Here is a 21,938-nt window from a genome sequence, read left to right as displayed (position 1 = left end):
TCAGCGAGGTGGCATTATAGAGATTGCGATCACATTGGCAAGCCCTTTTTCTCGTTTTTTTTGATTTTTTTATCGTTCGGATAAATTTGCATCAAAAGCGGTCAAAAGAGCACGTTATTTCTACAGTTCTCTAAATTTATCTGCGAAAAGAGCCACTTTTTCCCAATTGGTGTACTCCACCTCTTTGGTCGTATCGGTTTCGCCACCCGTCATCGACATAATGAACCTAATCATAGTTCTGTCGAACCAGCTATAACGTGGGTAATAAAGTGCACCAGCAAAAACACCGATTAGCGTTGGTTTCCAAGGCGACTTAATTAGGAACTTGCGAATGTAGGCACTACCTTCAGGTGTATCCTTTCCTTGGTCCTCTTTACGAGCGGTTAGGTTTACGCAGAAAAATGCCACTTTATTTTGCTCCAATTGATTGAGGTTTCGCTCAATAAACTGGTATAGCTTTTTATTAAGATGGCCATAGCGAATAGAGGCGCCTATCAATACTCTGTCGTATTGGCTGAAGTCAATCGTCTCGACATTATGTAAATCCACCAGCTCACAATCGAAATCTGGAAGTTGTTCATCTATATAGTGGAGAATTTTTTTAGTCTGCCCTTCGCGGGAAGAGTATAGAAATAATGCTTTTGCCACGATTTCCCCTTAGCTACGCCAAAACGTCGGCGTAAGTAGAATAAGTAAGGTAAAGATTTCCAAACGACCAAACAGCATAGAAACTATTAATACCCATTTTGCTTTGTCGTTAACATCACCAAAGTGAAGCGCCACTTCTCCCAAGCCAGGACCGAGGTTGTTCAGAGTCGCAGCCACCGCCGAGAACGCACTGAGCTCATCCATTCCTGTTGCAATCAACCCCAACATACAAACCACAAATACCAATGCGTATGCGGAGAAGAAACCCCAAACCGCATCGACAACACGTTGCGGTAGGGCACTGCCACCTACTTTGATGGTGTAAACCGCGCGTGGATGGACTAAACGTTTTAGTTCACGCGCACCTTGTAAGGTAAGAAGCAGGATACGGATCACTTTCATGCCGCCGCCTGTTGAACCAGCACAACCACCTATAAAGGAAGAGAACAATAACAGCACAGGTAAGAAGAGCGGCCAATCCGCAAAACCTGTTGTCGTAAAGCCCGCTGTTGTGGATATTGATACGGTTTGGAACAGAGCCTGATCGAAAGCATCGTATGTCGATGTGTAAGAATGATGTTTCAGTAATAATAGAAAGCAAATGATAAATAGCAGCACTTGAATAAACAAGAAGGCGCGAAACTCAGGATCTTTCCAGTAATACTTGGGATGTACGCCACCTGATGCAAATGCAGCAAAGTGCAGTGTGTAATTACATGCAGATATAAGCAGAAAAACCACAGTAATCAGGTTAATCGCGTAACTATCAAAATATCCGATGCTGGCATCGTGGGTAGAGAAGCCGCCAATAGCAATGGTGGAAAAGCTGTGACTGATGGCGTCAAATGGCGTCATACCAGCTAACCAAAAAGCCGAAGCACAGGCGATAGTCAGGCTCAAATAGATGTACCAAAGCGCCTTAGCAGTTTCTGCTATACGCGGCGTCACTTTAGTATCCTTGACTGGACCTGGGATCTCGGCGCGGTAAAGCTGCATACCACCGATGCCAAGTACTGGCAAAATCGCCACCGCTAATACGATGATTCCCATACCGCCGAACCACTGCAGTAACTGTCGATAGAATAGAATCGCTTTAGGTAACTCATCCAAACCAACAATAACGGTCGCCCCGGTCGTCGTGAGAGCAGAAAACGATTCAAAAAACGCATCTGTCACTGAGACGTTCGGGTTGTCAGCAATGAGAAAGGGGATCGAGCCTGCACTGCCAAGTACTGTCCAGAATAAGACGACAATAAGAAAGCCATCTCGAGCTTTAAGCTCGTGCTTATACCTGCGGTTTGGGTACCAACAAACGGCCCCACAAAACAGCAGAACAAAAAATGTCGTGACAAAAGGCACACCAGCACCATCTCGATAGATCAGCGCAACGAGTGCTGGCGCAAGCATAGTGACACTAAAGAGTGCGAGCAGTAGCCCGACGATTCGAATAATTGAACGAAATTGCATGGATAAATTGACTAGCGAAGCTGTCCCTGTTGCTTCCTGTTTTTCATTATTGTCCGTCTAGCGGAGTGACAATTGCCTTTGCCCCGCTTTTATTGATGATTGCTTGGGTAAACGCGCTCACTTCTCGAAGCTCAATTTCCACCACTAATACGACCTGATCGCTGTATTCAGCCTCGACTTCTATCGCACCAAATTGCGGCATGATTGATTGTGCGATCGGCATAAACCCATAGTCTAACGTTAGTCTGAGCTTTGTGGTTATTTTTTTCTCAATAGTTTGAAGCAGCTTGAGCGCTTGTTGAACCCCACCCCCATACGCTTTAACCAAGCCGCCTGTACCTAACTTGATTCCACCAGAGTATCGCGTGACCACAGCCGTGATCTCCCCCACCCCAGATCCAGACAGCTGCGCCAGGATTGGTTTGCCTGCTGTTCCGGACGGCTCCCCATCATCACTAAAGCCCCATTTCATTGAATCTTCCGGGCGACCAGCAACAAAGCCCCAACAGTTATGTCTAGCATCAGCGTGTTTAGCTTTGATTTGATCAACAAATGCTTTTGCAGCTTCGATACTTGGCGTGTGTGCCAAATAAGTAATGAAGACGCTCTTTTTAATTTCTTCTTCAAATTGAGCGGGCTCTGCTGGAATCAGATAAGGCTTGTCATTCATAGGATTATGGATTCATGTCTATTTGCCTGAAGTCTATCACGAGTGTGATTTACCCGTCGCATAAGATCTGCCACAGCGCACAATGTTAAACACTTGTTTAAAAAATGTATTGAAATTAAACAATCCACGATCCAAACTAACTTTACTGGTCAAACCAGAACAAAAATAAAACGACTTCCTCGATACCTATTTGCCGAGGTACACGGCGTCGTTGAAATAGGTATACAGACAATCCACGATTGTATGTCATGGAGATAGACAATGATTTACCAAGCCGAAACCCTACAGGTAAAGGAAATACAAGATGGTATTGCAGAGCTAAGCTTCTGCTCTCCAAAATCCGTCAACAAACTCGACCTAGCGACATTAGAATCGCTAGATAAAGCTCTTGATGCGCTCATTGCCCATCAAGGCCTCAAGGGGTTGTTGCTCACTTCAGATAAAGACGCATTCATTGTAGGCGCAGACATTACCGAGTTTTTAGGTCTGTTTGCTAAAACGGATGCCGAGCTCGACCAATGGCTGCAATTTGCTAATAGCATCTTTAACAAATTAGAAGACTTACCCGTTCCGACCATCTCAGTGATCAAAGGCCACGCTCTTGGTGGCGGTTGTGAATGTGTGCTAGCAACAGACATGCGTATTGGTGACAAAACCACCAGCATCGGCCTACCAGAAACGAAACTGGGAATCATGCCTGGCTTTGGTGGTTGTGTACGCTTGCCTCGCGTTATTGGCGCAGACAGCGCAATGGAAATCATCACCCAAGGTAAAGCATGCCGAGCTGATGAAGCATTGAAAATTGGCTTACTCGATGCTGTTGTAGAGACTGATGCTTTATACGAATCAGCACTACAAACTCTTAACTCTGCAATTAACGAGAAACTTGACTGGCAAGCACGCCGAGCACAGAAAACATCTCCGCTAACGCTGAGTAAGCTTGAATCAATGATGAGCTTCACCATGGCGAAGGGTCTGGTGGCACAAAAAGCAGGTCCTCACTACCCTGCCCCAATGACAGCCGTTATCACGATTGAAGAAGGTGCTCGCTTTGCACGTAATGAAGCGTTAGACATTGAACGTAAGCACTTCGTGAAATTGGCTAAATCGGAAGAAGCAAAATCACTCGTTGGCCTATTCCTTAATGATCAATACATCAAAGGCATTGCGAAAAAAGCAGCGAAGTCAGCAAGTAAAGACACGCAACGTGCAGCCGTATTAGGTGCAGGTATCATGGGTGGCGGCATTGCTTACCAATCAGCGCTAAAAGGTGTGCCAGTCTTGATGAAAGACATCGCACAAGCGTCGCTCGACCTAGGCATGACTGAAGCATCTAAGCTGCTGAATAAACGCTTATCTCGCGGTCGCATTGATGGCTTTAAGATGGCGGGTATTTTAGCGTCAATCACACCGAGCTTACATTACGCAGGTATTGAAAACTCTGATGTGGTTGTTGAAGCTGTCGTTGAAAACCCGAAAGTAAAAGCAGCAGTTTTAAGTGAAGTTGAATCCCATGTCGGTGACGACACCGTTATCACCTCAAACACCTCGACGATTCCTATCAACCTATTGGCAAAATCACTAAAACGCCCAGAAAACTTCTGTGGTATGCACTTCTTCAACCCAGTGCATCGTATGCCTCTTGTTGAGATCATCCGTGGTGAGCACACCTCTGATGAAACCATCAATCGTGTTGTGGCGTATGCTGCAAAAATGGGCAAATCACCAATTGTCGTTAATGACTGCCCAGGGTTCTTCGTTAACCGCGTATTGTTCCCATACTTTGGCGGCTTCAGCATGCTACTTCGTGATGGTGCTGACTTTACGAAAATCGACAAAGTCATGGAGCGTAAGTTTGGCTGGCCGATGGGACCGGCGTACTTGCTTGACGTAGTCGGCATTGATACCGCGCACCACGCACAAGCTGTGATGGCTGACGGTTTCCCTGAGCGTATGGGTAAACAAGGTCGTGATGCGATTGATGCACTGTTCGAAGCAGACAAATATGGTCAGAAAAATGGTAATGGCTTCTACAGCTACACCATAGATAAAAAAGGTAAGCCGAAGAAAACCTTCTCCGAAGCGATCTTACCGGTACTTGCTGACGTTTGTGCCGATAAGCAGGACTTTGACGATCAGACCATCATTCAACGTATGATGATTCCAATGATCAACGAAGTGGTGCTGTGCCTACAAGAAGGCATCATCGCGACTCCGCAGGAAGCAGATATGGCATTGGTTTATGGTCTTGGTTTCCCTCCATTCCGCGGTGGCGTATTCCGCTATCTAGACAGCGTGGGTATTGCTGAATACGTTGAAATGGCAAAACAACACGCCGAGCTAGGTGCGATGTACCAAGTACCGCAAATGCTGATTGATATGGCGGCGAAAGGTGAAAGCTTTTACGGTGCACAACAGCAAGGTTCTATCTAAGGAGGGATTCTAAAATGACTAATCAAACAAGAAATGTTGTCGTAGTCGATTGTCTACGTACTCCAATGGGTCGCTCTAAAGGTGGTGCTTTCCGTCATACACGAGCAGAAGATCTATCTGCGCGCCTAATGAAAGGCATTCTTGCGCGTAACCCACAAGTGAACCCAAGCGAGATTGAAGACATCTACTGGGGCTGTGTACAGCAAACACTAGAGCAAGGCTTTAACGTTGCACGTAATGCCGCGCTACTCGCGGGCCTGCCGATTGAAATTGGCGCCGTGACGGTGAACCGCTTGTGTGGTTCATCAATGCAAGCGCTTCACGACGGTACACGTGCCATCATGACTGGCGATGCTGAAATCTGCCTAATTGGTGGCGTTGAGCACATGGGGCATGTGCCAATGAACCACGGTGTAGACTTTCACCCAGGTATGTCAAAGAACGTAGCAAAAGCTGCGGGCATGATGGGCTTAACGGCTGAAATGCTTGGTAAATTACATGGCATTAGCCGTGAGCAACAAGACGAGTTTGCCGCTCGCTCTCACGCTCGTGCGCACGCAGCAACCGTAGAGGGTCGTTTTAAAAACGAAATTCTACCAATTGAAGGCCACGCCGCTGACGGCACCCTGTTCACTCTAGATTACGATGAAGTGATTCGCCCTGAAACATCCGTTGAAGGTCTATCTCAACTTCGCCCAGTGTTCGACCCTGCAAACGGTACAGTAACAGCCGGTACATCATCGGCTCTGTCCGATGGTGCATCAGCGATGTTGATCATGAGTGAAGAGAAAGCTAATGAACTTGGCTTGAAGATTCGTGCACGTATTAAAGGCATGGCCATTGCGGGCTGCGATCCTTCTATTATGGGTTACGGTCCTGTACCTGCGACGAAAAAAGCGCTCAAGCGTGCCGGTCTTTCAATTGAAGACATGGATGTGGTTGAGCTAAACGAAGCATTTGCCGCGCAGTCTCTGCCGTGTGCTAAAGACTTAGGCCTGCTTGATGTTATGGATGAGAAGGTCAACCTTAACGGTGGTGCGATAGCATTGGGTCATCCACTAGGCTGTTCTGGTTCACGTATCTCAACAACGTTGATCAACCTAATGGAAGCGAAAGACGCGAAATACGGTCTGGCCACCATGTGTATCGGTTTGGGTCAGGGCATTGCGACAGTATTTGAACGACCATAACAGTTCAAGACGTTGTTGTAGTGATCGAGCCAACAATCATAAGCAAATGAACTAGTACTAAAATTTTTAGTATTACACTTAAGGGCGACAATTGATGTCGCCCTTTTTGTTTTACATCAAACATGCATGAAGAGCATACATTAAATGCTCAAGTTTCATTTTATTCATAGACAAAGAAGACATACACTTAGACCAGTTGATATCTTGCTGCATGTGACCCAGAGTCATGCTACCGCACAATCGGAGAACCTTATGTTTAATGCTCTAGTTCTAAATCAAGAAGACAAACGTACTATCGCTAACATCGAGCAAATCGATGAAACACAACTGCCTGAAGGCGACGTTCTGATTGACGTTGATTACTCATCGTTAAACTACAAAGACGGCCTTGCGATCACAGGTAAAGGTAAAATCATCCGTAACTTCCCGATGGTGCCAGGTATTGACTTAGCAGGTACGGTAGTAAGCTCAGAAGACGACCGCTACCAAGCTGGTGACAAAGTTGTCCTTACTGGCTGGGGCGTGGGTGAAAACCACTGGGGTGGTATGTCTCAGCGTGCTCGTCTAAAAGCAGATTGGCTAGTACCACTACCAAAAGGTCTAGACAGCAAGAAAGCAATGATGGTTGGTACTGCTGGCTTCACTGGCATGCTATGTGTTCAAGCACTGCTTGATGCAGGCATCAAACCTGAAAATGGTGAAATCCTTGTAACTGGCGCAAGTGGCGGTGTAGGCTCAGTCGCAGTAACGCTTCTAGCACAGCTTGGCTACAAAGTTGCTGCAGTGACAGGTCGTGTAGAAAAAAATGGCCCGCTACTTGAAAAACTAGGTGCTAGCCGCATCATCGACCGTACTGAATTTGAAGAACCAGCACGTCCACTTGAAAAGCAAGTATGGGCAGGTGCGGTTGATACTGTAGGCAGCAAAGTACTGGCTAAAGTATTGGCGCAAATGGATTACAACAGTGCAGTTGCAGCTTGTGGTCTTGCAGGTGGTTTTGATCTACCAACCACAGTGATGCCGTTCATCCTACGTAATGTTCGCCTACAAGGTGTGGACTCAGTAATGTGCCCAACAGAGAAACGTATCGCAGCATGGGAAAAGCTGGTCGAGCTACTACCAGACAGCTACTTCGAGCAAGCGTGTACTGAAGTTGCTCTTACTGAAGCACCGAAATATGCAGAAGACATCACCAACGGTCAAGTAACGGGTCGTGTGGTTATCAAGCTATAAACACTGACTCAGTGTAAACAGACGAAGAGCCGGCATTGCTGGCTCTTTTTTGTTAGCAGTTCAGTCCCATATCTTCGATACGTTTAGCTATCAGACGGCTACACTCTTCACGCACAATCGTTCTTAACCATTCTTGAGCGGGAGAATGCTCGCAACGCGCATGCCAAATCATCGAGTATTCAAACGGCGTGAATTGGAATGGTAACGGTTTCACCACCAAGTCATAACGCTCGGCAACCAGATACGCCAAGTCCGCTGGCACTGTGATGATAATTGGCAAGGTATCCATGATCGCCAATGCGGCTTCTAAATGATAAGCCCGCAGAACCATTTTACGCTTAGGTTTCTCCATCAAAGCTTGTTCGATCAGTGCCTTAACACCATCACTGATGGCGATCATGGCATGTGGATGACTCAGATAATCATCCAAGCTCATTTCTTTATTCGCTAATGGATGCTGTTTTGAAAGCATACACAGCACCCCCACTCGCCCCAACACTTCACTGCGTAGAGGCTCCACCGGGCCTGTCGGGCGACAAATCGCTAAGTCTGCACCTTCATAAGTGAGCTGATCTGATAAACGGTCGTGTTGCAGTGGTAAGAAGTTGAAAGACACATTTGGTGCTTCTTGGTAAATTCTCGGCAAAGCGAACGGTAATATCGTTTGCATGGCATAATCGGTGGTCACGATGTTGAAAGTCTGTACGCATTGCAATGGGTCAAACTCAACCGGAGATAACAACTGACGTAAAGACTCTAATGGCTCGCCCAATGAGCGATCGATCTCTAACGCTTTCTGAGTTGGGATCAAATGCTGTCCCTGACGAGTAAACAGCGGGTCTCCCAATAAGTCGCGTAGACGACCAAGCACACGACTCATTGCCGATTGACTCAAGTTCAGACGTGTTGCCGCCTTACTGACACTGTTTTCTTCTATCAGTACTCGCAACGCAACCAGTAAATTTAAATCTCGGCGATAGATATCTTCCAGTTCCACGAATTAGCCACTTATTTTGTATGTGTTTGGGTAAATTGTACTCTTTAGGCAAAAAAAATCCCGCCTTTCAGCGGGGAAGCCCAAGAAAAATGGGGATAGTGTCGGAATGAAGTGTCGGTAAAAAATAGGTGAGCGTTATTAAAAGCATTCTGATCCAAGCAAGAAGCGCTAATTTTCTTGCTCAGATGCGCCAGACCATCTGCGCATCTCGATCCAAATCCCAATAATAGTGGCAACCATGCCTACGAGAGGCGTCAAAGAGGTGTCAGCTGGCGTCCTAAGTACCAATGCACAGAACGAGATAAAACACAGCACTGAGTAAATCGTAAGTCTGTCTAACGCTGTTAACATTGCCTCTCCCTTGCCAGTTGTTACCAAATTGTTAATTTAAGGTAAAACAAAAAATTCGGTTTGCCAAGTGGTTATTGAATATTTTTTCAACGAAAGTAAAATTCAACGCTCAGTTAGTTACGAGAATCACACTATGAGCTTTAATCCTGAACTGGCAAACAAGACATTAGAGGCGCAAGGACTGCGCTGCCCAGAGCCAGTGATGATGGTCAGGAAGACAATTCGCAACATGCAAGATGGTGAGATTTTGCTGGTCAAAGCAGACGATCCATCCACGACTCGAGACATTCCGAGTTTCTGCCGCTTTATGGACCACCAATTAGTTGCGGCACAAACGGAGCAAGTTCCGTATCAGTACCTGATCAAGAAAGGATTGGAATAATCTGGTCGAACTAAAAACGGCAGCCAATATTGGCTGCCGTTTGTTTATTCGTCGTATTCGAGTGTGCGAACTTCTGATTGGAGCTTGTTAAGTTGTTTCTTCATTGCCCGCATCTCTTCATGCATAGGAATGATGTGAGCGACACGAATCCACGCTTCTACTGTCAATCCAGTAAGGACGAACGATCCTGCTACAATCGGTAACCACATATCAGTTAGCACCATCGCTAGTAAACACAGCGCTAAACCAAAAGTGAATAAATAACTCTGACTCTTCGGGGACATCCCCATGTAACGTGTAAGCATAAACTTGCCCTCTCGCTATCATTCACACCATTAAACTACCATGACAAGTATGACACTTATATGTCATCCGTCACGCAACGGAACGATTTAGAGTCAGAGTTTGAACTCGCGCAGCACGCCACTAATGATTGATAACTCACATCATTTCACGTGCAAAAAATCAGAACAGTGCAGCCCCTATTGCCAGAGCAATAAACAAAAATGCGGTGATTTTACGGATCAGCCCTAAAGGCATCTTGTCGGCCGACAATTTACCAATCAGGACCACAGGTACATTCGCCAGCAGCATACCGATTGTGGTACCGATAATCACCAAACTTAACGCATCCGCGTATTGCGCCCCTAAGATGGAAGTGGCGATCTGAGTTTTATCGCCTATCTCCGCAACGAAGAACGCGATAAAGCTGGCAATAAATGGGCCTCGATTAGAAATCTGTTCGTCATCATCCAGTTTGTCCGGGATCAGAACCCAAGCCGCCATCGCGACAAAACTGACCACCAGCACCCACTTTAAAATCTCAGGTGATAGATAGTCTGCGACAACCACACCTAACCATGCAGCCAAAGCGTGGTTGGCAATAGTTGCCAAAAAGATTGCTGCAATAATTGGGATTGGTTTTCGGTAACGACTTGCGAGTAATAGAGATAGCAATTGGGTCTTATCGCCAATTTCTGCTAACGCTACAGTAGTAATTGAAATAGCTAAAACGCTCACGACATGCTCATTGGGGCAGGGATTATTATTTTTAACCGAAGACAAACCTCACGCCCCTACCCCGGTTCGTGATGATTTGTCTAAGGTCTTGCTAAACTTGAAAGGCTTCAAGTCTCGAACGCCATGGTGATTTTGCACCAATTATGTTGACGGACGAACCAGATGAAACAGAAACTTCATCAGGTAAGCTACTCCCCAAAGACAGGCGCAATTCTAGCCACCTTTGTTGCGCTTCTCAAGAGCCAAAGCAGGCAAAAACTCCCTTTTAGGAAAAATACAGCAGATAACGCGGTAAAAATTCATTAAAGGAGAAAATCGCCCACGAATTAATCAAGATTAGCTCTACTCCCATGCTCAATATCTGGTTATACTAGATTGTTAATTTATTCAACCGTAATTACTCTTTATCGCCGTTGTTAGAGTTGAAAAACTCGGCATAGATGACGAATTAACGAGTAACAAGAGAATCGCGCGAACCTGACTTATGCAAAAATACGATATCAAAACCTTCCAGGGAATGATCCTCGCGCTGCAGGATTATTGGGCTCAAAATGGTTGTACCATTGTTCAACCGCTAGATATGGAAGTGGGTGCGGGTACCTCTCACCCAATGACCTGTCTACGAGCGCTTGGCCCAGAGCCAATGTCGACAGCTTACGTACAACCTTCACGTCGTCCTACTGATGGCCGTTACGGTGAAAACCCTAACCGTCTTCAGCACTACTACCAATTCCAAGTAGCGCTAAAACCATCGCCTGACAATATTCAAGAGTTGTACCTTGGCTCCCTTGAAGTTCTTGGTATTGACCCTCTTGTACACGACATCCGTTTCGTAGAAGACAACTGGGAAAACCCAACACTAGGCGCATGGGGTCTGGGCTGGGAAGTTTGGCTAAACGGCATGGAAGTGACTCAGTTTACTTACTTCCAGCAAGTTGGTGGTCTTGAGTGTAAGCCAGTAACTGGTGAGATCACTTACGGTATCGAACGTCTAGCAATGTACATCCAAGAAGTAGACTCTGTTTACGACCTAGTTTGGAACATCGCGCCAGACGGCAGCAAAGTGACTTACGGTGACATCTTCCACCAAAACGAAGTAGAGCAATCAACTTACAACTTCGAGCACGCAGACGTTGATTTCCTATTTGGTTTCTTCGAACAGTGTGAGAAAGAGTGTAAAGAGCTGCTTGAGCTTGAAAAGCCACTGCCACTACCTGCTTACGAGCGCATTCTAAAAGCTGGTCACGCATTCAACCTACTAGACGCGCGTAAAGCGATCTCAGTAACTGAACGCCAACGTTACATCCTACGCATCCGCAACCTGACGAAAGCAGTTGCAGAAGCATACTACGCATCGCGTGAAGCTCTTGGCTTCCCAATGTGTAAGAAAGAACAAGCGTAAGGGGTAGAGTAACATGGCAAAAGAATTTCTAATCGAGCTAGGTACAGAAGAGCTACCACCAACGCAACTTCGCACTCTAGCTGAAGCATTCGCAGCAAACTTCGAAGCAGAACTAAAAGGCGCTGAGCTTGCTCACGAAGGCGTGAAATGGTTCGCGGCGCCTCGTCGTCTTGCACTTAAAGTCGCTGCACTAGCAGACAGCCAGTCTGACAAAGTTGTTGAAAAACGTGGTCCTGCGGTTTCTGCAGCATTTGACGCAGAAGGCAACCCAACAAAAGCGGCTCAAGGCTGGGCACGCGGTTGTGGCATCACGGTTGACCAAGCAGAGCGCATGGTTACAGACAAAGGTGAATGGCTACTGTTCAAACAAGAAGTGAAAGGTCAGCCAACGTCTGAGATCGTCGTTGAACTTGCAGCGAAAGCACTAGCAAACCTACCTATCGCAAAACCAATGCGCTGGGGTAACAAAACGACTCAATTTATCCGTCCAGTTAAGACGCTAACCATGCTAATGGGCAGCGACCTAATCGAAGGCGAGATCCTTGGTGTTGCTTCAGACCGCACTATCCGTGGTCACCGCTTCATGGGTGAGCAAGAGTTTACTATCGATTCTGCTGAGCAATACCCTGCGATCCTAGAAGAGCGCGGTAAAGTAATGGCAGATTACGAAGCGCGTAAAGCAATCATCCTAGCTGACGCACAAAAAGCGGCAGCAGCAGTTGGCGGTATCGCTGACCTAGAAGATGACTTAGTAGAAGAAGTAACGTCTCTGGTTGAATGGCCAGTGGTACTAACAGCGAAGTTTGAAGAAGAGTTCCTAAAAGTACCTTCTGAAGCATTGGTTTACACCATGAAAGGTGACCAAAAATACTTCCCTGTTTACGACGAAAACAAGAAGCTACTACCTAACTTCATCTTCGTATCGAACATCGAATCAAAAGAGCCTCGTTACGTAATCGAAGGTAACGAGAAAGTGGTTCGTCCTCGTCTTGCTGACGCAGAGTTCTTCTTCAACACAGACCGTAAGCGTCCGCTTATCGACCGTCTGCCTGAACTAGAGCAAGCGATCTTCCAAAAGCAACTGGGGACGATCAAAGACAAAACAGACCGCATCACAGAACTTGCTGGCTACATTGCTGAGCAAATCGGTGCTGACGTTGAGAAATCAAAGCGTGCTGGTCTACTAGCAAAATGTGACCTAATGACCTCAATGGTATTCGAATTCACGGATACTCAAGGTGTTATGGGTATGCACTATGCTCGCCACGACGGTGAAGCAGAAGAAGTTGCAGTCGCACTGAACGAGCAATACATGCCTCGTTTCGCAGGTGATGAACTGCCATCAAACGGCGTTTCAACTGCAGTTGCAATGGCAGACAAGCTAGACACTATCGTAGGTATCTTCGGTATTGGTCAAGCGCCTAAAGGCAGCGACCCATTCGCACTACGCCGCGCATCTCTAGGTGTACTACGTATCATCGTTGAATACGGCTACAACCTAGATCTTGTTGACCTAGTAGCGAAAGCGAAGTCACTGTTTGGCGATCGCCTAACCAACGACAACGTTGAGCAAGACGTTATCGAGTTCATGCTTGGTCGTTTCCGTGCTTGGTACCAAGACGAAGGCTTCAGCGTAGACATCATTCAAGCGGTTCTAGCGCGTCGTCCTACAAAACCAGCAGACTTCGACCAACGAGTTAAAGCGGTTTCTCACTTCCGTGAGCTAGAAGCGGCAGAGTCTCTAGCAGCAGCGAACAAACGTGTAGGTAACATCCTAGCGAAATTCGACGGCGAACTAGCAGCAGACATCGACCTAGCACTTCTACAAGAAGACGCAGAGAAAGCACTAGCAGAAAGCGTTGAAGTAATGACAGAAGCGCTAGAGCCAGCATTTGCTACTGGTAACTACCAAGAAGCCCTAAGCAAGCTAGCTGACCTACGTGAACCAGTTGATGCGTTTTTCGATAACGTAATGGTAATGGCAGACGACGAAGCACTTAAGAAGAACCGTCTGACACTTCTGAACAACCTGCGTAACCTGTTCCTACAGATCGCAGATATTTCTTTGCTTCAAAAGTAATTCATTGCTCTTCGAAGTGATTAAGAAATAAGTAAAAGGGAAGCAGATGCTTCCCTTTTTTGTTGCCTTCAAACCGATGAAGGTGATGCTTATTATTCATTTTGTGAACAAGACTAAAATTTGTAGGGTGAGACGCGTTTAACTTGTTGGTGTAGAGCTCGGATTGTAGAGGCACAGTTTTGCTATAACTGGACTGTTTATTCGGGGGAAGGACACAATGAAAAAAACAATTCTCGCACTCTCTATCGGTCTACTGAGCGCCTGCAGCCAGATTCCAGAAAATGCCATCGTATTAAGCGTTGGTGATGACACCGCTGTTTTTGAGGAAAACTCACAGGGCTTACTTGTCGCCGAGCAAAAACTCGAAAAAGGCAGTTATAGCTTTACCATTGCTGACAGCAAGCAAAGCTGTGGCAGTAGCTTTGCCCTAGCAGAAGAAGATCGCATCAAATTCAATCGTCCATTAAAAATGGATAACTGCGCCACTGATGCACAAATGCCGCTGCGCATCTTCAAAGCCAATACCTATCAATTTACGCTCAACCCAACCACCAACGAGCTAACGGTAAAAATCAAACCAAAACAGAGTCAGGACATCACCTACTCTTGCCCTGTCGCAACTGACACGCCAAAAACCATCAACGTTGCCCAAACCTTTAATGATGGCACTGTCGTTCGTGATGCCTTAACCGGACAAGAAACCACTGTCGCCAATGGCAGCGTCACCATGCAACCGGGTCCTATGAGCCAAGGTCTATTGCTGCTAGAAGAAGTTGAACAGCAAGCCGACAAACCGTTCAGTTGGGACAATGCGACGGTGTACTTCGTCATGACCGACCGCTTCTACAATGGCAACCCAGACAACGACAACAGCTACGGTCGCAACAAAGACGGAAAATATGAGATTGGTACCTTCCACGGTGGTGACTTATCGGGTCTAACGAAAAAACTCGATTACATCGAATCACTTGGTGTCAATGCTATCTGGATAACCTCACCACTGGAACAAATCCACGGCTGGGTTGGCGGCGGCGATAAAGGCGACTTTAAGCACTACGGCTACCACGGCTACTATCACCAAGATTGGACCAAGCTTGATGCCAACATGGGTACCGAAGATGAACTCAGAACCTTCGTCGATACTGCCCATAAGAAAGGTATCCGCGTGATTTGGGATGTGGTCATGAACCACACAGGTTATGCGACATTAGCAGACATGCAGGAATTCGGATTTGGTCAGCTTTACCTTGATGACCAAGAAGCCAAAGAAGTCCTTGGTGAAAAATGGACCGACTGGCAGCCAAAATCAGGACAAAGCTGGCACAGCTTCAACGACTACATCAAATACGGTGATAGCGAAGCGTGGGATAAATGGTGGGGCAAAGATTGGATCCGCACCGATATTGGCGACTACGATGCTCCGGGCTACAACGACATCACCATGTCTTTGAACTACCTACCGGATCTCAAAACCGAATCAACTCAGAAAACCGGATTACCAAACTTCTTCCGCAATAAAGACACCAATGCGCAAGATGAGCTGCAAACCCCACGTGAACACATGATTACCTGGTTATCCGATTGGGTGCGCGACTATGGCATTGACGGCTTCCGTGTCGACACCGCTAAACACGTTGAAATGGAAGCGTGGGCAGAGTTGAAAGCCAGCACCACCCAAGCGCTTGCTCAATGGAAACAAAACAACCCGGACAAAGCCTTGGATGACCTACCTTTCTGGATGACAGGTGAAGTGTGGGCACACAGCGTAGTGAAGAGCCCGTATTTCGATAACGGCTTCGATTCCATCATCAACTTCGAGTTCCAATCTGATGTGGCACCAAAAGCGCTGAAGTGTTTCGCTCAACTTGATAATGATTACCGCCGCTATGCAGAGCGCATCAATACCGATCCTGAGTTCAATGTGTTGAGCTACCTGTCTTCACACGATACACAACTGTTTTGGTCAGCTCGCAGCCGCAGCTTTGATGACCAAGCACGTGCGGCAAATGCTCTGATGCTGGCTCCGGGTGCAGTACAGATCTATTACGGTGATGAGATAGCTCGTGATTTTGGCATTACTGGTTCAGACGCCCACCAAGGCACACGCTCAGATATGCCATGGGATAAGATTCATGGCGAGCGTGAAGATCTGCTGCAACATTGGCAAAAATTGGGTGAATTCCGTAAACGCCACCCAGCGGTTGCTCAAGGTAAGCACATCACTCGCAATCAAGAAGGTTACTACGCGTTCGAACGCCAATACCAAGACGACAAGGTACTGATTGTTTACACCGGTGAGTAAATCACACTCTCTCCACCAGCAAGGGAAGCATAAGCTTCCCTTTTTTATTGTTCTTTTTGCCATTTAGTCTCGTCCCTCTGGTCTGATGACGCACTTTTTTCTTTTTCGGCTTAATTCACACTTTGCGTTAATTACACATTGAGGTAAGGTCAAGGATTACTCGATAAGCCGATAAAACATCGGCATAAACATACACAAAGCAATCACAATGAATTAGGTATAAGTCAGCATGCAGTTCTCAAAGTTTGGTGAAAAATTTAATCAGTATTCAGGTATTACGCAGTTAATGGACGATTTGAATGATGGTCTGCGCACACCAGGTGCCATCATGCTCGGTGGAGGTAATCCTGCCGCCATTCCTGCCATGCTCGATTACTTTCACCAAGCCAGTGAGGAAATGCTCGCCAGTGGGGAGCTCGTCGCCGCCCTCGCCAACTACGATGGCCCGCAGGGTAAAGACGCGTTCGTCAAAGCGCTAGCTCAGTTATTCCGTGAAACTTACGGCTGGGATATTTCCGAAAAAAACATCAGCCTAACTAACGGTAGCCAAAGTGGCTTTTTCTACTTGTTCAACTTGTTGGCAGGTAAACAGCCAGACGGTTCGCACAAGAAAGTGCTACTGCCTATCGCGCCTGAATACATCGGTTATGGTGATGCTGGCATTGATGAAGATATCTTTATCTCTTACCACCCAGAAATCGAGCTGTTAGATAACGGTCTGTTTAAATACCACGTCGATTTTGAGCAGCTAACCGTCGACGACTCTGTTGCGGCAATCTGTGCATCTCGTCCAACCAACCCAACGGGTAATGTACTGACAGACGAAGAAGTACGTAAGCTGGACAAGCTAGCACGTGAGAACAACATCCCGCTGATCATCGATAACGCCTACGGTCTACCTTTCCCGAACATCATCTTTGAAGATGTCGAACCGTTCTGGAATGAAAACACCATCCTATGCATGAGCCTATCTAAGCTTGGTTTACCGGGCGTGCGTTGTGGCATTGTGATTGCGAGTGAAGAAATCACGCAAGCATTAACCAATATGAACGGCATCATCAGCCTAGCGCCGGGCAGTGTTGGTCCAGCGCTGGCAAACCATATAATTGGCAAAGGTGATCTGCTTAAACTGAGTTCAGAGGTGATTAAGCCGTTCTACAAGCAAAAATCACAACGAGCGGTTGAACTGCTCCAACAAGCAGTTACCGATGAGCGATTCCGCATCCACAAGCCGGAAGGCGCTATCTTCTTGTGGTTATGGTTTGATGAACTGCCAATCACAACAATGGAACTGTACCAACGCTTGAAAGCGCGTGGCGTATTGATTGTCCCTGGTGAATATTTCTTTATTGGTCAGCAAGACGAGTGGGATCACGCGCACCAATGCCTGCGTATGAACTACGTTCAAGATGATGAGATGATGCAAAAAGGCATTGCGATTATCGCTGAAGAAGTGGAAAAGGCTTACCGCGAAGGTAAATAGACGGATTGAACTCAGCCGTTCTTCTCTTTGAAATTACAGCTTTAAAATAGCGGATTTGAAAACCCCAAACTAAAAAGAGCGCCCATATGGCGCTCTTTCTCATTCTATAACCGGGTGGTTAACTGATTAGTTGTTCTCAATCAGGTTGTTGCCACCGATAGCAATCTTACGTGGTTGCATGGCTTCAGGGATTTCACGAACTAAATCGATATGAAGCAGACCGTTTTCCATTGATGCACCCACGACTTTTACGTAATCCGCTAGCTGGAATTTACGTTCAAAATCACGTTCTGCAATACCTTGGTAAACGTAGTTTTTGCCTTCTTCTGCTTTACGTTCGCCCTTCACAATCAACATGTTTTCGTTTTGAGTCAGATCGAGCTGTTCTTCAGCAAAGCCAGCAACGGCCATAGTAATACGGTAGTTGTGCTCGTCTTTTTGCTCAATGTTGTATGGAGGGTAACCGCCAGAAGTATTTTTCGCTGTATTCGCTTCCATCAGGTTTAGCAGACGATCAAAGCCAATTGCATTACGGTATAGTGGTGAGAAATCTACATTACGCATAAATCTATCCTCTTAATTAAGCAATAGTCTTAGTTCAGATGAGTTCAATCCTACTGGCGTGTTTATGCAAAAACCAACGCCGAACTAAGAGATTCTTATCATTCCACTGGCCTTGGTTTGGCTCGGAGACATGATATTGAATCTAAAGGTTTAAGTTGTGTGCTAAAACGCCATATCCTCTTCTGAGCGATCTCGTTTTAGCGATTTCAGAGGGCTGGTCTTCTAGTCTCTAGCAAGCCAGTCACCCTCTTCATAACTAGATATAAGGTCGTCAAAAATGACTTTCAAGGGAAAAAATAAAAAATTTTTAAAGCATCCACTATCCCCTTGAACAGCTTAGTTCCTCATCACTTCGCGATCAGTGATAAAAAGCCCGCCGTTCTGGAGGGCTCAATCTACACTTTACTTGCGGGAGGATTTACGCGCTTTTACAACGCCCTTTTCTGCCGCCTTTTCCTGCTTTAGTTTGCGCTTTTCTTTTAGACTCAACTGCGGTTGTTTCTTTTCTTTCTTACTCATGACTTCACCTCTATTTATTGGCACAACAGACAACCACACAGCATTTTCTGAGCTGGTGGTTGCGATTGATGAACAATTTCAGTAATCACAAAGCAGCGTCGCTGATTAAAAATTTCCACTTCGAGCGCATCATTTTTAGCTCGACCTAATAGTCGAGACCCCAAATAAGAATCGACCGCGAGCATACCTGTCATGGGTTGCCCCTTGCGCGAGCTGACCAATGTCATGCGATATTGATAGGCGCGTTCAACATCCACTAAGCGAACCGTGTCCCCAACCGCAATACGAGTTCGGTTACGGCAATGGGCTTGTTGCTCGCAGGTTTCAAATAGCGATAACAACCTTAGTGGTGATTGATAGGTTAAAAAGCGACTGGTTAACCACCAAGTTCGCAGCGCCAAGCAGTACGCTGAGAACCAGCGTTCAAACATGATTATTTCCTTCTTAATGCCTTGTCTTACAAATAAATTCAGTGCATTGAACCGGAAGTGCATCACTTCCGGCTTAGTTCAGGAAAGTCATCACCATTTTCTTAGTCTCCTTATTCATCAGCTCTTCAGCACTATAGCGAGCAGAAAAAAGAAAGCAAAAACGCTCAAGCGAACAAAATGGCGAGAAAAAAAGAAAACAGAAATAAAATGGCAGGCTTGATCGGGTTGTTGGCAGTTAGTACCAGAAAAACATCCGCTTTAGCAGAAAGTGGCGATTTTAGCTGGTGGTAAAACAAAAAAAGCAGCGATTTCTCGCTGCTTTTTACTATCACGAACAGTGTCGTTATACGTCTAGGTTCGCTACTTTCAGTGCGTTCTCTTCGATGAAGTTACGACGAGGTTCTACTTGGTCACCCATTAGCGTAGTGAACAGTTGATCTGCGCCTACCGCATCTTCAATCGTTACCTGCATCATACGACGAGTTTCTGGGTCCATGGTGGTTTCCCAAAGTTGGTCTGGGTTCATCTCACCTAGACCTTTGTAGCGCTGACGGCTTAAGCCACGCATTGACTCTTTCACTAACCAGTCAAGCGCTTCTGCAAAGTTTGCCACTGGCATAGTACGCTCACCACGTTTGATGTACGCGCCTTCTTCCAGAAGTCCATCAAGTGCTTCTGATAGATCAGCCAACTTGCCGTACTCTTTCGAGTTTAGGAAGTCGATGCTAATTGCATGTTCGTGCGTCACGCCGTGAGTACGAACCACAATCTTAGGCAAGTTTAAGCCTAGCTCTTCGTGCTGCTCAACTTCGTAGCTGTACTGGCTTGCACCCACTTCTTTCGCATTCAGCTGTTCAACAAGCTGCTTCGTCCACGCTTCCACAACTGATGCGTCATGGCATTGCTCTGGCGTTAGGCGAGGAGTGTAAATCAACTCGTTTACCAAAGCACTTGGGTAACGACGGCTCATACGTTCCGCCAGTTTAATACCCGCATTGTACTGTTGAACAAGCTTCTCTAGTGCTTCACCAGCCAGTGCAGGTGCTTCTGCGTTTACGTGTAGCGATGCATTATCCAGAGCTAATGATACTTGGTATTGGTTCATCGCTTCTTCATCTTTGATGTACTGCTCTTGTTTGCCTTTTTTCACTTTGTATAGTGGTGGCTGAGCGATGTAGACATAGCCACGCTCGATAAGCTCTGGCATTTGACGGTAGAAGAAGGTCAACAGTAGCGTACGGATGTGCGAACCATCGACATCGGCATCGGTCATGATGATGATGTTGTGGTAACGAAGCTTGTCCGGGTTGTACTCGTCACGACCGATACCACAACCTAGTGCGGTGATCAGTGTTGCTACTTCTTGAGAAGATAGCATCTTGTCGAAACGTGCTTTTTCTACGTTAAGAATCTTACCTTTTAGCGGTAGGATTGCTTGGTTCTTACGGTTACGGCCTTGTTTTGCGGAGCCGCCTGCCGAATCACCCTCCACTATGTATAGTTCAGAGAGTGCCGGATCTTTTTCCTGACAGTCTGCAAGTTTACCTGGAAGACCTGCTAGGTCTAGTGCACCTTTACGGCGCGTCATTTCACGAGCTTTACGCGCAGCTTCACGTGCACGTGCTGCATCGATGATTTTCGAACAAACCATCTTCGCTTCTGTCGGGTTCTCAATCAGGAACTCAGACAGTTTTTCACCCATTGCAGACTCAACAGCTGATTTCACTTCAGAAGAAACCAGTTTGTCTTTTGTTTGGCTTGAGAACTTAGGATCAGGCACTTTCACCGAAACAACCGCTGTTAGACCTTCACGCGCATCGTCGCCTGAAGTCGCTGTTTTCGCTTTCTTCGAGAAACCTTCTTTATCCATAAAGCTGTTCAATGTACGTGTTAGCGCAGCACGGAAACCAGCAAGGTGAGTACCACCATCACGCTGTGGGATATTGTTGGTAAAGCAGAAGATGTTCTCTTGGAAACCATCGTTCCATTGCATCGCCACTTCAACTGAAATGCCGTCTTCACGCTCAGAGTTAAAGTGGAAGATTTTTTCGATGATTGGCGTTTTGTTGGTGTTTAGGTGATCAACGAACGCTTGAATACCACCTTCATACATGAAGTGATCGTGTTTGTCCGCTTCACGCTCATCAACCAATTTGATCGACACACCAGAGTTCAGGAATGACAGTTCACGCAGGCGTTTCGCCAGAATGTCATAGTGGAACTCAGTGTTAGAGAACGTCTCGGCACTTGGCCAGAAACGAATTTGTGTACCGGTTTTATCCGTATCACCCACAACGGCTAGTGGCGCTTGAGGCTCACCATGTCGGTAGGTTTGCGTATGGATATGGCCACCACGATGAATCGTTAGCTCAACTTTCTCTGATAGTGCGTTTACTACTGAAACACCTACCCCGTGAAGACCACCCGATACTTTGTATGAGTTATCGTCGAACTTACCACCCGCGTGAAGAACCGTCATGATTACTTCTGCTGCAGAGACATTTTCCTCTGAGTGGATTTCTGTTGGAATGCCACGACCATCATCGCTAACGGAAACCGAGTTATCCTCATGAATTGTCACAACGATGTCTTTACAGTGACCTGCCAACGCTTCATCAATTGAGTTATCCACCACCTCGAAAACCATGTGGTGAAGGCCGGTGCCGTCGTCCGTATCGCCGATGTACATTCCTGGACGCTTACGTACCGCATCCAGACCCTTCAGTACCTTAATACTCGATGAATCGTAATTTTCAGACATGAGTT

18 protein-coding genes are annotated in these 21,938 nt (G+C 46.4%); 8 read left to right on the top strand and 10 right to left on the bottom strand.

The genetic code is table 11. From position 1 onward, the window contains the following. Nucleotides 1-120: 120 nt before the first annotated feature. The 3 genes from hemG to R7P69_RS21265 are packed head-to-tail and all read right to left on the bottom strand — an operon-like array spanning nucleotide 121 to nucleotide 2,785. The gene (gene hemG, locus R7P69_RS21275) at nucleotides 121-648 is read right to left on the bottom strand and encodes a menaquinone-dependent protoporphyrinogen IX dehydrogenase (RefSeq protein WP_005378894.1); all 528 of its coding nucleotides are present in this window, start codon (nucleotides 646-648) and stop codon (nucleotides 121-123) included. Between the two features lie 9 nt (nucleotides 649-657). Beyond that, nucleotides 658-2,115, bottom strand: a complete 1,458-nt coding sequence (locus tag R7P69_RS21270; protein ID WP_005378893.1) for a TrkH family potassium uptake protein — start codon at nucleotides 2,113-2,115, stop codon at nucleotides 658-660. Between the two features lie 46 nt (nucleotides 2,116-2,161). Next, the gene (locus R7P69_RS21265; protein WP_005378891.1) at nucleotides 2,162-2,785 is read right to left on the bottom strand and encodes a YigZ family protein; all 624 of its coding nucleotides are present in this window, start codon (nucleotides 2,783-2,785) and stop codon (nucleotides 2,162-2,164) included. Between the two features lie 261 nt (nucleotides 2,786-3,046). Here R7P69_RS21265 and fadB point away from each other — a divergent pair, with 261 nt between their 5' ends. The 3 genes from fadB (at nucleotide 3,047) to R7P69_RS21250 (ending at nucleotide 7,641) form a co-directional block, all read left to right on the top strand. Then, nucleotides 3,047-5,218 carry a fatty acid oxidation complex subunit alpha FadB gene (gene fadB, locus R7P69_RS21260; protein ID WP_053304063.1) on the top strand — a complete coding sequence of 724 codons (2,172 nt, stop codon included), beginning with the start codon at nucleotides 3,047-3,049 and terminating at the stop codon, nucleotides 5,216-5,218. A 14-nt stretch (nucleotides 5,219-5,232) separates the two neighbouring features. After that, nucleotides 5,233-6,408, top strand: coding sequence for an acetyl-CoA C-acyltransferase FadA (gene fadA, locus R7P69_RS21255; RefSeq protein ID WP_006743176.1), 1,176 nt, complete (start codon nucleotides 5,233-5,235; stop codon nucleotides 6,406-6,408). A 252-nt stretch (nucleotides 6,409-6,660) separates the two neighbouring features. Then, the gene (locus R7P69_RS21250) at nucleotides 6,661-7,641 is read left to right on the top strand and encodes an MDR family oxidoreductase (RefSeq protein WP_054730021.1); all 981 of its coding nucleotides are present in this window, start codon (nucleotides 6,661-6,663) and stop codon (nucleotides 7,639-7,641) included. A gap of 52 nt (nucleotides 7,642-7,693) precedes the next feature. On the opposite strand, the gene R7P69_RS21245 is transcribed toward R7P69_RS21250, so the two are convergent. Next, nucleotides 7,694-8,638, bottom strand: a complete 945-nt coding sequence (locus R7P69_RS21245) for a LysR family transcriptional regulator (protein ID WP_017821924.1) — start codon at nucleotides 8,636-8,638, stop codon at nucleotides 7,694-7,696. 168 nt (nucleotides 8,639-8,806) lie between these two features. Then, the gene (locus tag R7P69_RS21240; protein WP_005378880.1) at nucleotides 8,807-8,989 is read right to left on the bottom strand and encodes a hypothetical protein; all 183 of its coding nucleotides are present in this window, start codon (nucleotides 8,987-8,989) and stop codon (nucleotides 8,807-8,809) included. Between the two features lie 133 nt (nucleotides 8,990-9,122). Between R7P69_RS21240 and tusA the strand changes: the two genes are divergently transcribed. Next, on the top strand, nucleotides 9,123-9,371 hold the full coding sequence (tusA, locus tag R7P69_RS21235; protein ID WP_033906598.1) for a sulfurtransferase TusA: 249 nt from the start codon (nucleotides 9,123-9,125) through the stop codon (nucleotides 9,369-9,371). A gap of 44 nt (nucleotides 9,372-9,415) precedes the next feature. Here tusA and R7P69_RS21230 read toward each other — a convergent pair whose 3' ends face one another. Continuing rightward, entirely contained in the window at nucleotides 9,416-9,676 is a 261-nt protein-coding gene (locus tag R7P69_RS21230; protein ID WP_005378878.1) for a hypothetical protein, read from the bottom strand. Nucleotides 9,677-9,836: 160 nt separating this feature from the next. Further along, nucleotides 9,837-10,391, bottom strand: coding sequence for a TMEM165/GDT1 family protein (locus R7P69_RS21225; RefSeq protein WP_005378877.1), 555 nt, complete (start codon nucleotides 10,389-10,391; stop codon nucleotides 9,837-9,839). A gap of 484 nt (nucleotides 10,392-10,875) precedes the next feature. Here R7P69_RS21225 and glyQ point away from each other — a divergent pair, with 484 nt between their 5' ends. The 4 genes from glyQ to R7P69_RS21205 all read left to right on the top strand — a co-directional run bounded on the left by glyQ (nucleotide 10,876) and on the right by R7P69_RS21205 (nucleotide 17,658). Then, a complete protein-coding gene (gene glyQ / locus R7P69_RS21220; RefSeq protein WP_005451074.1) occupies nucleotides 10,876-11,793 on the top strand; it encodes a glycine--tRNA ligase subunit alpha in 918 nt (305 codons plus the stop codon). A 13-nt stretch (nucleotides 11,794-11,806) separates the two neighbouring features. Next, nucleotides 11,807-13,873 carry a glycine--tRNA ligase subunit beta gene (glyS, locus tag R7P69_RS21215; RefSeq protein ID WP_005378875.1) on the top strand — a complete coding sequence of 689 codons (2,067 nt, stop codon included), beginning with the start codon at nucleotides 11,807-11,809 and terminating at the stop codon, nucleotides 13,871-13,873. 217 nt (nucleotides 13,874-14,090) lie between these two features. Then, the gene (locus tag R7P69_RS21210; RefSeq protein WP_213869227.1) at nucleotides 14,091-16,175 is read left to right on the top strand and encodes an alpha-amylase; all 2,085 of its coding nucleotides are present in this window, start codon (nucleotides 14,091-14,093) and stop codon (nucleotides 16,173-16,175) included. Nucleotides 16,176-16,404: 229 nt separating this feature from the next. Further along, the gene (locus R7P69_RS21205; RefSeq protein WP_042523899.1) at nucleotides 16,405-17,658 is read left to right on the top strand and encodes a valine--pyruvate transaminase; all 1,254 of its coding nucleotides are present in this window, start codon (nucleotides 16,405-16,407) and stop codon (nucleotides 17,656-17,658) included. 126 nt (nucleotides 17,659-17,784) lie between these two features. Here the strand turns inward: R7P69_RS21205 and R7P69_RS21200 are convergent, their stop codons facing one another. From R7P69_RS21200 to gyrB, 3 genes are all read right to left on the bottom strand, one after another. After that, nucleotides 17,785-18,222, bottom strand: a complete 438-nt coding sequence (locus tag R7P69_RS21200; RefSeq protein ID WP_005378857.1) for an Hsp20 family protein — start codon at nucleotides 18,220-18,222, stop codon at nucleotides 17,785-17,787. Nucleotides 18,223-18,755: 533 nt separating this feature from the next. Next, entirely contained in the window at nucleotides 18,756-19,172 is a 417-nt protein-coding gene (locus R7P69_RS21195; RefSeq protein WP_017821918.1) for a GreA/GreB family elongation factor, read from the bottom strand. A gap of 343 nt (nucleotides 19,173-19,515) precedes the next feature. Then, on the bottom strand, nucleotides 19,516-21,933 hold the full coding sequence (gene gyrB / locus R7P69_RS21190) for a DNA topoisomerase (ATP-hydrolyzing) subunit B (RefSeq protein ID WP_017821558.1): 2,418 nt from the start codon (nucleotides 21,931-21,933) through the stop codon (nucleotides 19,516-19,518). Nucleotides 21,934-21,938: the final 5 nt, after the last annotated feature.

The organism is Vibrio sp. 661 (assembly GCF_033339315.1).
In the GTDB taxonomy this organism is placed as follows: Bacteria; Pseudomonadota; Gammaproteobacteria; order Enterobacterales; family Vibrionaceae; genus Vibrio; species Vibrio alginolyticus.
Note: the sequence above shows the minus strand (reverse complement) of the source record. Positions and strands in the feature narration are given on the sequence as shown.

What these genes read in the sequence shown, in the direction of transcription:
- R7P69_RS21270 (WP_005378893.1), bottom strand. Translation starts at nt 2,115, where the DNA reads ATGCAATTTCGTTCAATTATTCGAATCGTCGGGCTACTGCTCGCACTC.
- R7P69_RS21265 (WP_005378891.1), bottom strand. Translation starts at nt 2,785, where the DNA reads ATGAATGACAAGCCTTATCTGATTCCAGCAGAGCCCGCTCAATTTGAA.
- fadB (WP_053304063.1), top strand. Translation starts at nt 3,047, where the DNA reads ATGATTTACCAAGCCGAAACCCTACAGGTAAAGGAAATACAAGATGGT.
- fadA (WP_006743176.1), top strand. Translation starts at nt 5,233, where the DNA reads ATGACTAATCAAACAAGAAATGTTGTCGTAGTCGATTGTCTACGTACT.
- R7P69_RS21250 (WP_054730021.1), top strand. Translation starts at nt 6,661, where the DNA reads ATGTTTAATGCTCTAGTTCTAAATCAAGAAGACAAACGTACTATCGCT.
- R7P69_RS21240 (WP_005378880.1), bottom strand. Translation starts at nt 8,989, where the DNA reads ATGTTAACAGCGTTAGACAGACTTACGATTTACTCAGTGCTGTGTTTT.
- tusA (WP_033906598.1), top strand. Translation starts at nt 9,123, where the DNA reads ATGAGCTTTAATCCTGAACTGGCAAACAAGACATTAGAGGCGCAAGGA.
- R7P69_RS21230 (WP_005378878.1), bottom strand. Translation starts at nt 9,676, where the DNA reads ATGCTTACACGTTACATGGGGATGTCCCCGAAGAGTCAGAGTTATTTA.
- glyQ (WP_005451074.1), top strand. Translation starts at nt 10,876, where the DNA reads ATGCAAAAATACGATATCAAAACCTTCCAGGGAATGATCCTCGCGCTG.
- glyS (WP_005378875.1), top strand. Translation starts at nt 11,807, where the DNA reads ATGGCAAAAGAATTTCTAATCGAGCTAGGTACAGAAGAGCTACCACCA.
- R7P69_RS21210 (WP_213869227.1), top strand. Translation starts at nt 14,091, where the DNA reads ATGAAAAAAACAATTCTCGCACTCTCTATCGGTCTACTGAGCGCCTGC.
- R7P69_RS21205 (WP_042523899.1), top strand. Translation starts at nt 16,405, where the DNA reads ATGCAGTTCTCAAAGTTTGGTGAAAAATTTAATCAGTATTCAGGTATT.
- R7P69_RS21200 (WP_005378857.1), bottom strand. Translation starts at nt 18,222, where the DNA reads ATGCGTAATGTAGATTTCTCACCACTATACCGTAATGCAATTGGCTTT.
- R7P69_RS21195 (WP_017821918.1), bottom strand. Translation starts at nt 19,172, where the DNA reads ATGTTTGAACGCTGGTTCTCAGCGTACTGCTTGGCGCTGCGAACTTGG.
- gyrB (WP_017821558.1), bottom strand. Translation starts at nt 21,933, where the DNA reads ATGTCTGAAAATTACGATTCATCGAGTATTAAGGTACTGAAGGGTCTG.